At 49.9% G+C, this 11,245-nt stretch carries 9 protein-coding genes and 1 pseudogene; 3 read left to right on the top strand and 7 right to left on the bottom strand.

What is annotated here, in order from left to right; genetic code table 11:
• A pseudogene (locus HMPREF9370_RS12030) lies at positions 1-261 on the bottom strand (transposase); the annotation flags it as partial.
• Between the two features lie 253 nt (positions 262-514).
• The gene (gene dapC, locus HMPREF9370_RS06245) at positions 515-1,702 is read right to left on the bottom strand and encodes a succinyldiaminopimelate transaminase (RefSeq protein ID WP_009116543.1); all 1,188 of its coding nucleotides are present in this window, start codon (positions 1,700-1,702) and stop codon (positions 515-517) included.
• A gap of 154 nt (positions 1,703-1,856) precedes the next feature.
• Between dapC and HMPREF9370_RS06240 the strand changes: the two genes are divergently transcribed.
• The gene (locus HMPREF9370_RS06240; RefSeq protein ID WP_009116542.1) at positions 1,857-2,882 is read left to right on the top strand and encodes a right-handed parallel beta-helix repeat-containing protein; all 1,026 of its coding nucleotides are present in this window, start codon (positions 1,857-1,859) and stop codon (positions 2,880-2,882) included.
• Positions 2,883-2,976: 94 nt separating this feature from the next.
• Here HMPREF9370_RS06240 and HMPREF9370_RS06235 read toward each other — a convergent pair whose 3' ends face one another.
• The 4 genes from HMPREF9370_RS06235 to HMPREF9370_RS06220 form a co-directional block, all read right to left on the bottom strand.
• Positions 2,977-3,282, bottom strand: coding sequence for a GIY-YIG nuclease family protein (locus HMPREF9370_RS06235; protein ID WP_009116541.1), 306 nt, complete (start codon positions 3,280-3,282; stop codon positions 2,977-2,979).
• Positions 3,283-3,353: 71 nt separating this feature from the next.
• Complete coding sequence (locus HMPREF9370_RS06230; RefSeq protein ID WP_009116540.1) at positions 3,354-4,790, bottom strand: efflux transporter outer membrane subunit; 1,437 nt, start codon at positions 4,788-4,790, stop codon at positions 3,354-3,356.
• A 2-nt stretch (positions 4,791-4,792) separates the two neighbouring features.
• On the bottom strand, positions 4,793-7,996 hold the full coding sequence (locus tag HMPREF9370_RS06225) for an efflux RND transporter permease subunit (protein WP_009116539.1): 3,204 nt from the start codon (positions 7,994-7,996) through the stop codon (positions 4,793-4,795).
• Between the two features lie 12 nt (positions 7,997-8,008).
• Positions 8,009-9,304: an efflux RND transporter periplasmic adaptor subunit gene (locus tag HMPREF9370_RS06220; protein WP_009116538.1), complete on the bottom strand. Its 1,296-nt coding sequence runs from the start codon at positions 9,302-9,304 to the stop codon at positions 8,009-8,011.
• Between the two features lie 206 nt (positions 9,305-9,510).
• On the opposite strand from HMPREF9370_RS06220, the gene mtrR reads away from it, so the two are divergent.
• Complete coding sequence (gene mtrR / locus HMPREF9370_RS06215) at positions 9,511-10,143, top strand: multidrug efflux system transcriptional repressor MtrR (RefSeq protein WP_009116537.1); 633 nt, start codon at positions 9,511-9,513, stop codon at positions 10,141-10,143.
• An 87-nt stretch (positions 10,144-10,230) separates the two neighbouring features.
• On the opposite strand, the gene HMPREF9370_RS06210 is transcribed toward mtrR, so the two are convergent.
• Positions 10,231-10,677 (bottom strand): universal stress protein, encoded by a 447-nt coding sequence (locus HMPREF9370_RS06210; protein WP_009116536.1) that lies wholly within the window; start codon positions 10,675-10,677, stop codon positions 10,231-10,233.
• Between the two features lie 137 nt (positions 10,678-10,814).
• Here HMPREF9370_RS06210 and HMPREF9370_RS06205 point away from each other — a divergent pair, with 137 nt between their 5' ends.
• Positions 10,815-11,243: an acyl-CoA thioesterase gene (locus HMPREF9370_RS06205; protein WP_009116535.1), complete on the top strand. Its 429-nt coding sequence runs from the start codon at positions 10,815-10,817 to the stop codon at positions 11,241-11,243.
• Positions 11,244-11,245 lie beyond the last annotated feature (2 nt).

The raw sequence follows: 11,245 nt of genomic DNA, 5'->3' as shown, positions 1-11,245 counted from the left end.
GGTTGAAATCAATACGGGTAAATGAGGCTGTGTTCGGGATCGGAGAGGCTGTGCCATTGGCCGAGCAGAACGGCTTTGAACATGGATAACGGGGGATAGGCGGGACGGCTGCGGTGGTCTCGAAGGTAGCGGGTTTTCTGACCGTTCAGGTAATGCTCATTGGTTGCCAATCGATCATCTGCTCCAGCTTCAAAATAAAGGGAAGCGGTCGATTTGTTTGGCAATCATGGTTTGTGCGGTTTGCTGAAAGAAGGTGCTCATGAGAAATCCCCTAAATATCTTGGGAGGAAATTTAGGGGATTTGGAGGAATTTTGCAAAAGTCTCTGCCTGTCTGAATCCTTTCAGACAGGCATTGTGTTTGGTATTTTGTCATGGTTTCGTCATGCTCTTGGGCTTTATCCGAGCATCTTGAGTTCCGGTAACTTTAAGAAATGCCTGGGTCAAGCCCGATTATGACTGATAGGCCGATTTTTAAGTTTACTTGCTATATCGATTCGCTCCCCGCAAATCCACTTACCCGCAATACAAATCCACCATCTTGCGCGCAGCCGCCACGCATTCTTCCACACCGGCCACCAAAGCAATGCGCACATAGCCCAAACCCGGGTTGCCGTGTGCCGTGTCGCGCGCCAAAAAGCGGCCCGGCAACACCTGAATGCCCGCTTCGCCCAACAGCTTTTTCGCAAAAGCCAAGTCATCGCCGTCAGGCACTTTCAGCCACAAATAAAACGAAGCTTCCGGCATGTTTACCTCAAACGCCTCACGCAATACCGGCAGCACTTTGTCAAACTTCTCCTGATACAAGCGGCGGTTTTCGGCCACATGCGCTTCATCGTCCCAAGCGGCAATACTTGCTTTCTGCACCGGCACGCTCATGGCGCTGCCGTGATAAGTGCGGTACAACAAAAACGCTTTGAGCAAATCCGCATCGCCGGCCACGAAACCCGAACGCAAACCCGGCACGTTGGAGCGTTTCGACAAGCTGGTAAACATCACGATATTTCTGTTGCCCCGCCCCGCCGCTTGCGCCGCCTGCAAACAGCCGATGGGTTTTGCACCGTCGAAATAAATTTCGGAATAGCATTCGTCCGAAGCAATCACAAAATCATATTTATCCTGCAAAGCAAAAAGCGTGTTCCAATCTTCCTGCTGCATCACGCTGCCGCTCGGATTGTTCGGCGAGCACACAAATACCAGCTTCACACGCGGCCAAATATCTTCGGCAATTTCTTCCCAAGCAGGAATAAAATCCGGCGCATAGCAGTTGGCAAAACAAATTTCACCGCCGCCAAGCAAGGCCGCGCCTTCGTAAATCTGATAAAACGGGTTCGGGCTGACCACCACGTCTTTACCGTCGGCAGTCGGATTCAGCACCACTTGCGCAAACGAAAACAAAGCTTCCCGGCTACCCAGCACCGGCAAAATCTCGGTTTCAGGGTTCAGAACCAAGCCGTCGTAGCGCCGCGCCACCCAGCGGGCACACGCTTCGCGCAGCTGCGGCAAACCGGCGGAAAGCGGATAAACCGACAATTCAGACAGGGCTTCGGTTAGCGCATCGGTAATCACTTTCGGCGTGGCATGTTTCGGCTCGCCGATATGCAGCGGCACCAAATCCACACCTTCCGGCGGGCAAACGCCCTGCAAAGCTTCGCGCAAACGGGCAAACGGGTAAGGTTTCAGGCTGTTTAATAAAGGGTTCATAATATTTGGCTGTGGGTTGTGTTCGGGGAAGAAAGTTTAACACAGCTTTGCACAGCGCTTAATGCCTGTCTGAAAACTTGCCCCAAGCAGAACAGGCTTTCAGACAGGCATTACATGTTATGATGCCTCATTGATAACTCTCATAGGAAGCATCATGCGCCATTGGCTGATTCCCGTTTTGGTCGGCTTCGTACCGTTTGCCTCTGCCCAAACCGCCGAAAAAACCTGCTCCGCTGAAAAAACAGCTGAAATCGTGGCTCCGGCACACGGAGGCGCCACACAAGTGGCAATCGACTGCTCCGCCGCTCTGCCTTCAGGCAGCCGCATCAGCAAAGAATTGGTGTTTCAAGGCGAAGCCGCTTCCAACATTACATTTGATTGCAACGGCGCACACATCGTGCGCCAAAGCGGCAACGGCGACAACGTGAAAATACGTTCCATCCTGCACAACGGCCAATGGCAACGCCCGCAAAACCTTACCCTGCGCAACTGCAATATCCAGGGTGCACTGCGCATCAGCGGCATGGACGACGATACTTTGCGCACCGTTTCCCGACGCCCCGACACCACCCAAAGCATTCAGGCTGCCGCGCCTACACACATCACCTTAGATAAAGTCAACATCACGGGCAGCCGCCGCATTCCGCTCTACCTGCGCCCCGGCGCCTCCTACATCACAATCAAAAACAGCCATATCGGCGGCCAATCCGACGGCCCTGCGGTGTATTTCGACATGGAAAGCGCCCGCAATGTTTTTGAACACAACACCGTGGAAGTCCGTACCAAGCGCGAGCAGCTTGCGCTCGACGGCTCCGCACACAACACCATCCGCCACAACCGCTTTTTGTCTCCGCACAAAGGCGGCATTTTCCTCTACCGCAACTGCGGCGAGCGCGGCGTGATCCGTCATCAAACACCCTCGTCCAATATCATCAGCGACAATTATTTCGCTAACAAGCAGGCGGGGGCCTACCGCCCGATTATCTGGGTTGCCTCGCGCAACGGCGGCAAATCCTATTGCGGCGACGATGCAGGCTACGCTCTGGGCAGCAGCGCAGATGACCGCGATTTTGCCGAAAACAACCGAATCACCGGCAACCGTTTCGATACATTCTGGCCGCGGTTTACCATCAAACAAAGTTGGCAGCCCAACCACATCTCCGATAACCGTGGAGAATAAACTATGCCTGTCTGAAACCTTGCAAACGTGTTTTCAGACAGGCATATGTTGTTCAATTTATAAACACACCTAAAAAACAGTACATTGGTTATCGTTAAACCACTTCCGCCAGAGCCGCCCACAAATCCTGCTTCTGAGCCGCTTTCAACTGCTTAACTTTCGCCTCCAGCCTGGATGCCGCCGATTTGGAAAGCGCTTGGCTGACCAAACGCATTTCAAGCGGCTTCCTGATGCGCGTGTACTTCGCCCCCTTACCCGCCAAATGGGCGGCAAATCGGGCTTCGGGGCGGTTACTGATGCCGCAATAAAGCGCACCGCCTTCACACAAAATCAGATACACGCACCAATCACCGCACTCGGTATCGGGCTTCGGTAAACGGTATTCGGCAATATCAGGCATATTTCGGCTTCACTTTTAAGAATGCCTGTCTGAAACATTTTCAGACAGGCATTTGCGGTTGGTTGCAACATCTACTGCCCTGCGGCATCCTGCGTATGGCGTTTCAAGCCGCCGCCCAGCGCTTTATACACATCGGCCAGATTTTCCAAACGGGTCAGCTGCATGCTTAACAATCCGGTATCAGCGCTGTAACTGCTGCGTTCCGCATCCAATAAATCCAAAGCGCTGGATACGCCGTGCTTATAGCGCAAACGCACCAGCCGCAAGGTGTCGGCTTGGGCTTTACTTTGTTTTTTTGCCGAAGCGTAACGCTTATCCAGCTGTTCCCGCGCCACCAAAGCATCCGACACATCTCTAAACGCATTCTGCACCGCCGCTTCATAAGCCACCACTTGAATTTGCTGGCGGATTTTTGCTGCGTCTAGATTCGCTTTGTTACTGCCCCAGTTAAAAATCGGCAGATTAATAGTAGGCGCAAACACCCAGGTTCTATTACCGCCCTGAAACAATCCGCTCAATTCGGTCGAACCCGTACCAATGGTACTGGTTAAACTGATGCTGGGGAAGAATGCCGCCCGCGCCGCGCCGATATTCGCATTGGCCTGTTTTAAAGCAAATTCAGCAGCCCGGATATCCGGCCGGTTCAACAGCACATCCGAGCTCAAACCGGCAGGCAGCTTGTTGATTTTATACTGTTTGTCCAACTGCAAACCGGCGGGCAGGTCTTGCGGTATCGGCTGGTTGAGCAACACGGCCAAAGCATTGCGCGCTTGTTCTTTAGCCTGCACGGCCGCTTCATAATCAGCTTTGGCCGACTCAATCAAAGCTTCCTGCTGGCGCAAATCCACCGCAGAAATCACACCGGCTTGATGTTTCAAGCGGGTCAACTTATAAGTCTGCTCCCGCGATTGCAACACATTTTGTGCCAGCTTCATGGTTTCCTCGGCGTAGCGCTCGTTGAAATAGGCTTTTGCCACGGAAGCAATCAGGCTCAGATGCGCGGAATCACGCGCAGCCAAACTATTGAAATAGCCTTGTTTGGCCGCTTCAGCATTGCTGCGTACTTTGCCGAACAAATCGATTTCGTATGCAGTAATACCCAAGCCTACCGTGTACGCCGAAGTAACCATCGATCTGCCGGTTGCGCTCAAATCCTCCGCCACTCGCGCGCGCTGGCCTGTGGCGCTGGCATTGATGCCGGGCAGCAAGTCAGCCCGCTTAATCATATACTGCTTACGCACCGCTTCGGCGTTTAAGGCGGCGGTGCGCAAATCGGTATTGCGTTCGAGTGCAATCTCAATCAGCCGGTGCAGGCGCGGATCGGCAAAATAATCCTGCCAACCCAAGTAAGCGGCCTGAACACCGGTTTCCGGCTGCCTGTCATATTTAAAGGTCTCCGGCACATTTACCTGAGGCTGCTCGTATTTGGGAATCATCGTGCAAGCCGACAATGCCACACCCACAGCAATGATACTGAAAACAGGTTTGAATCTAATAGCCTTGTTCATGCTTAATCCTTATCCGTCGTATGGTCATTGCTCAGCGCGGCAGACGAACCGGAAGAAACGGCCAATTCAGGCTTTTGCCCTCCGCCTTTAAACAGCTTGCGCACCACCACATAGAAAACCGGCACCAGGAAAACCGCCAATACCGTACCGATAAGCATGCCCCACAACACGGTCGTACCGATCGCACGTTGGCTCGCCGAGCTGGCACCGGATGCAATATAAAGCGGCACCACACCTAAAATAAAGGCAAATGAAGTCATAATAATCGGGCGGAAACGCAAGTGGGCAGCTTCCAAAGCAGCGGCAATCGCACTCTTGCCTTCCTGCTGCAAATCTTTGGCAAACTCAATAATCAAAATCGCATTTTTTGCACTCAAACCGATTACTGTAATCAAGCCGACTTGGAAGTAAATGTCATTCAGATAAGCAGGCGGCGCGCCGAAAACCATGCCCAGCAAGTTACGGCCGGACACACCTAATACTACGCCCAAAAATCCCAACGGCACCACCAGAATCACAGCCAAAGGAATCGACCAGCTTTCATAAAGTGCAGCCAGCGCCAGGAACACGGCCAGAATGGCAAATGTATACAACATAATAGTCTGCGCACTGCCTTTGGCTTCTTCGCGGGATTGACCATCCCACTCCAAGCTGTATCCGTCCATCTCATCAACCATACGCTGCACTTCAGCCATTACTTCGCCTGAAGAATAGCCGGATGATGCAGCACCGCTGATTTTCATGGCCGGGTAGCCGTTGAAGCGTACACTTTGTTCCATACCGTTTTGCCATGAAGCTGTAGCAATAGTGGAAAGCGGCACAGCTATGCCCTGATTATTGGTTACGGTTAAAGCCAAGATATCATCAGGCTGCATGCGCGCCGACGCATCGGCTTGCACAATCACACGCTGCAAACGGCCTTGATTCGGAAAATCATTAACATACGATGAACCAATGGCAGCAGATAATACCGATCGGATACTTGAGAAATCAATGCCCTGTGCTGCAGCAGCTTCACGGTCGATATTGATTTTGAGCTGCGGTGCATCTTCCAAGCCCGAAGAACGCACGTTTTGTGCATCAAACATCGGGTTGTGCCGCATTTTAGCAATCAGCTCGTTACGTTTGGCCAGCAAAGCCTCATGCCCACTGTTATTGCGGTCTTGCAGATACATCTCAAACCCTGAGCTGGTACCCAATTCCATAATGGCAGGCGGGTTCAACACTATGGCAAAACCATCTCTTACGCTGCCCATCAAAGCACCGGTAATCTTACCCGCCACGGCAGCCGCATCACTGCCTCTCGCTTTACGCTCACTCCAGTCTTTCAAGGTTATGAAACCGAAACCCATGTTCTGCCCGGAACCGGCAAAACTAAAACCGGAAACACTGATAAAGTTATCCACTTCCGGCATGGACATAATCACATCATTCGCAACAGCCAAAGTAGCATTCGTGCGTTCTTTCGTTGCTCCTGAAGGCAACTGCACCATCATCATCAAACTGCCTTGATCTTCTTGCGGTAAGAATGATGTAGGAATGCGTACAAATACAAGTCCCGCCACAGCCGCCAAAGCCACATATACAATCATCATGCGGCCTGCTTTATTCAAAAATTTACCAACCCAACCTTCATAACGGTGTGTACTACTTTTAAATTTTCGATTAAACCAGCCGAAAAAGCCTTTTTTCTCTACATGATGACCTTTCGGAATTGGCTTAAGCATCGCTGCGCATAAAGCCGGCGTAAGCGAAAGGGCAAAAAAAGCTGAAAATGCAATGGCGATCGCCATGGTTAACGCAAATTGTTTGTAGATATTACCGGTTGCTCCGCTGAACATAGCCAACGGCACAAATACAGAAATCAATACAGCCGTAATACCGATTACCGCGCCGGAAATTTGCCCCATGGCTTTTTTGGTGGCTTCTCGCGGCGGCAAACCTTCCTCTGCCATAATTCGCTCAACGTTCTCGACCACCACAATCGCATCATCCACCACGATACCGATAACCAGCACCATCGCGAACATGGTCAACACATTTATCGACATGCCCAAATACCAAATCGAAGCAAACGCACCCAATAAAGAAATCGGCACAACAATGGTCGGAATCAGCGTATAGCGGATATTTTGTAGGAAGAGATACATCACAATAAACACCAGCACAATGGCTTCCAAAAGCGTATGCACCACTTTCTCAATCGAAATGCTCACAAATTTAGATGTATCGTAAGGCGCAGCCCATTTCATATCGCCCGGAAAATAACGCTGCAGCTGCTCCATTTTTTCCCGCACGGCAGATGCCGTAGCCATAGCATTACCACTGGTTGACAGCATCACAGCCATACCTACAGCCGGTTTTCCGTTCAAACGGGTTGAAGTGGCGTAATCTTGGCTACCCAATTCGATTTTGGCCACATCTTTTAAGTAGACATTAGCGCCGCCGGTTGTAGAGCGTAAAATAATATTGCCAAACTCTTCAGGCGTGCTCAATTGGCCTTGAGCGGTAATGGTGGCGGTAATGGTTTGCCCTTTTAAGGAAGGCAAATCACCCATGGTACCTACCGAAAGTTGCGCATTTTGTGCACTAATAGCAGAAGATACTTCAGCAAAAGACAAGTTGTAGTTTTGCAGCTTCTTAGGATCAACCCATACCCGCATCGCACGTTGCGAACCGAACAAACGAGCTTCACCTACACCTTCAACACGCTGGATTTCAGGTTTGATATTGCGCTCTACATAATCGGCTATATCTTCCGTGGCCATAGTTTCAGAAGACATCATCAATACCATCAGAAAGTTGGAGCGCGATTTGGATATGGTTACACCATTTTGCTGTACGGTTGCAGGCAGTAGCGCGGTCACTTCCGAAAGCTTGTTCTGCACATTTACTTGCGCCAAATCTTCATTGGTTTCCGGTGTAAAAGTGAGGCTTACCGTGCCGCGCCCGCTGGAGGTTGCATTGGTAGTCATATAATCCAGCCCCTCCACACCGTTCATGCTGCGCTCGATAATTGCCAACACACTGTCTTCCATCACTTGTGCCGACGCACCCGGATAAGTGGCGGTTAGCGTAATGGTTGGCGCACCAACTGAAGGATATTGCGAAACCGGCAGTTTACCGATGGCAAACACACCCGCAAGAATTACAAAGATTGCGATTACCCAAGCAAAAATGGGGCGGTCAATAAAAAACTTAGCCATAAAGAGCAATCCTTATTGTTTTGCAGCAGATGCAGCTTTCGGCTCAGAAGCCTTTTGAGCCGCAGCCGAAGCAGATGCCGGCGGATGCATCGTTTCTTGCTTGCCGGGCTGCCATTCTTTCGGCGTAACCTTCTTAGCCTGCATCATGCCGGCAATCGATAAACCATCCACAATCACTTTATCTCCGGCTTTCAAACCGGCTGTAATAATCCAATTACTGCCGTCTCGGCCGGACACGGTTACTTCACGAGGCTCCATACCACCTTGAGCGTTCACAATCATGACCGTATCTTTCTGCCCGCGCGTTACCGCCTGTTGCGGTACCACAAATGAATTAGCAATATTGGCCTGCGGCAGTTTTACGCGCACGTACAAACCCGGCATCAATATATCGTCGGGATTGGGCACTTCGGCGCGGATAGTCACTTGTCCGGTCGTTTCATTCACGGTCGGATCGGAGAAAATCAAACGACCTTTATGCGGATATTCCGTACCGTTATCCAACAACACAGTTACCGGCACACTGCCTTCCACCATCTGGATTTTGCCATCTGCCATCTGCTGCTTCATCTTCATAACGGCATCGGCAGACTGGGTAATGTTCACATACATCGGATCGGTTTGCTGGATACGCGCTAAAACCGTAGCATCGCCTGCATTAACCAAAGTACCTTCGGAAACCATAGCTTGGCCGATATAGCCTGAAATCGGTGCTGTAATACGTGAATAGTTCACATTAATTTGTGCTGATTTAATGGCGGCTTTAGCAGATTTCACACTGGCTTGAGCCGCACGCTGGGCGGCAACAGCCGCATCAAATTCCTGTTTGCTTACCGCGTCGGCCTGCACCAGCGGACGATAACGCTCCACATCCGAATTAGCTTTAGCCAATGAAGCCTGAGCCGAAGCCAATTGCGCCCGCGCGCTTTCCAAGCCGGCCTGATAAGTGGCATCGTCTACCTGATAAAGCGCCTGACCTGCACGCACATAACTGCCCTCTTTGAACAAACGCTTTTTGATAATACCACCAACCTGCGCACGCACTTCTGCCGAACGGCGCGACTCCAAACGTGCGGGCAAATCGGTACTGATGGTTTCGGTTGACGATTTCACAGTTACTACACCTACCACCGGAGCAGGAGGTTGTCCGCCTTTGCCTTGTTGGGCAGGCATCCCTTTATCCTGCGCCGCACCTTTAGGCGGTGCACCTTCTTCTTTCTGACCGCTACAAGCCGAAACAGCCAACACAACTGCAGCGACCAATCCCAACATGCGCCAAGCGTTTGCTTGGGTTTTGATTAAAGCCATGTATGTACCCTGCTTTTAATTAAAATGAATTCGTTGAGGAAATAAAACTTTTAAATGCCTGTTTTAAACTTTTCAAGTTAATTCATGCAATATAGTTAAAATTTGTTTGAAGCATTATACATACATGCTTGCATGTAATAAAGTTATTTTTTATAATCTCATTCTTGCAAACCACTCCCCGTTGTTGTTTACATAAGAATATATCCATGAGAAAAATCAAACCAGAAGCCTTAAAAACCCGCGAGTATCTAATGCTTTCCGCACTGGATACTTTTTATCAAAAAGGCGTATCACGTTCTTCACTTAACGAAATCGCGCACAACGCAGGGGTTACCCGTGGTGCGCTTTATTGGCATTTCAAAAACAAAGAAGATTTATTCGATGCACTCTTCCAGCACATTTTTTCCGACATTAACCGCGAACTGGAACAAGACATCCAAAACGATTCTGTTGATATCTGGGCTGCTTTGCACACAGCTTTACTCAACGTGTGCGAACGTATCGAACACAATGAAATGCATAGAAAATTCTGTAATATCCTGCACTTAAAATGCGAACATACTGAGCAGAACCAAGCCATCGTAAATCTGATGAAAAGCTATCAGAATATGTGGCGGACCCAGCTTTCCAACACACTCAATGCCTGTCTGAAACAAAAATCGCTGCCTGAAAATTTAAATGTGGAGCTGGCCGTGATTTACCTTCAATCCATTATCAGCGGCCTGATTAACCAATGGCTGTTTTCTCCCAACAGCTTCAAAATCAACGAGATTGCTCCGGCCATCATCAACATCAGCCTCAACAACCTTAAAGAAAGCACCTTATTGCTCCGAAAATAATCGGTAATAAACAATGCCTGTCTGAAAGTTTAAGTTTTTTTGAACTTTCAGACAGGCATTTCACTTACTGTTTCTGCTGATTACATTTTAATCAGGCACACGCACCAGCAACACCGGCACATTGGTTTTACGCAATATACCCTTGGCCACCGAACCCAGCAGCAAATTCATCATACCGGTATAACCGTGCGTTCCCATCGCGATTACATCGCACTCGGAATCTTCCACCTCATCCAGCAGCACATCCTCTATTTTCTCACCCGGATTCGCCAGCACCTTGCTTTCAAAAGTCACGCCTGAACCTGCCACCGCACGCTTCGCATCATCCATTATCTTTTGAGCCGCTTCCTGCACTTTTGCATTTAGCGCCTCTCCCTCCCATACCATCACATTTTCACGTTCGATTCTGAGCAGATCCACCACATGCAGTGCCAAAACCGAAGCACCGCTCATTTTCGCCATCTTCACTGCCTCATCCAAAGCACGCATAGAAGCAGCGCTGCCATCTACCAAAGCACAGATTTTACGATACATAGCAAATCTCCTTTTCCTTATAAACACATGAAAAAATAATTTTTATTTATTTCAGCTTAACACAAAACTACCCTCATACCACCCACTTAACTCAAATAAATGCTAATATTTTTATCAAAATCATTACGGAACCGCAAATGCCCGCCATAAATATCGATTTTCCCGATGCTCCTCTATTTCAAACATCCATTACCGTACAAATCGGCGATATCAACTACGGCAACCATCTTGCCAACGATGCCGTATTGCGCCTGTGCCATGAAGCCCGCATCCGCTGGCTGGCAACCCACGGCTTAACCGAACTGGATGCAGGCGGTACCGGGCTGATTATGAACGAAGCCGCCCTGCAATATACCGCCCAAGCCCACCACGGCGACGAATTGCTTATCGATCTGGCCGCAGGCAACATCAACCGCAGTGGTTTTACTCTGTTTTACCGCATCAGCCGCCCCAAAGACAGTAAAACCATTGCTAAAATCCAAACCGGCATGGTTTCATTCGACTATGCAGCACAAAAAGTCAGCAGGCTACCCGAACCGCTCCGCATGATTTTGATGCCTGTCTGAAA

The sequence above is a fragment of the Neisseria wadsworthii 9715 genome, from assembly GCF_000227765.1.
Lineage (GTDB): Bacteria > Pseudomonadota > Gammaproteobacteria > Burkholderiales > Neisseriaceae > Neisseria > Neisseria wadsworthii.
The sequence above is the reverse complement of the archived record's forward strand: the minus strand, read 5'-3'. Positions and strand labels throughout refer to the sequence as shown.

What these genes read in the sequence shown, in the direction of transcription:
- dapC (WP_009116543.1), bottom strand. Translation starts at nt 1,702, where the DNA reads ATGAACCCTTTATTAAACAGCCTGAAACCTTACCCGTTTGCCCGTTTG.
- HMPREF9370_RS06240 (WP_009116542.1), top strand. Translation starts at nt 1,857, where the DNA reads ATGCGCCATTGGCTGATTCCCGTTTTGGTCGGCTTCGTACCGTTTGCC.
- HMPREF9370_RS06235 (WP_009116541.1), bottom strand. Translation starts at nt 3,282, where the DNA reads ATGCCTGATATTGCCGAATACCGTTTACCGAAGCCCGATACCGAGTGC.
- HMPREF9370_RS06230 (WP_009116540.1), bottom strand. Translation starts at nt 4,790, where the DNA reads ATGAACAAGGCTATTAGATTCAAACCTGTTTTCAGTATCATTGCTGTG.
- HMPREF9370_RS06225 (WP_009116539.1), bottom strand. Translation starts at nt 7,996, where the DNA reads ATGGCTAAGTTTTTTATTGACCGCCCCATTTTTGCTTGGGTAATCGCA.
- HMPREF9370_RS06220 (WP_009116538.1), bottom strand. Translation starts at nt 9,304, where the DNA reads ATGGCTTTAATCAAAACCCAAGCAAACGCTTGGCGCATGTTGGGATTG.
- mtrR (WP_009116537.1), top strand. Translation starts at nt 9,511, where the DNA reads ATGAGAAAAATCAAACCAGAAGCCTTAAAAACCCGCGAGTATCTAATG.
- HMPREF9370_RS06210 (WP_009116536.1), bottom strand. Translation starts at nt 10,677, where the DNA reads ATGTATCGTAAAATCTGTGCTTTGGTAGATGGCAGCGCTGCTTCTATG.
- HMPREF9370_RS06205 (WP_009116535.1), top strand. Translation starts at nt 10,815, where the DNA reads ATGCCCGCCATAAATATCGATTTTCCCGATGCTCCTCTATTTCAAACA.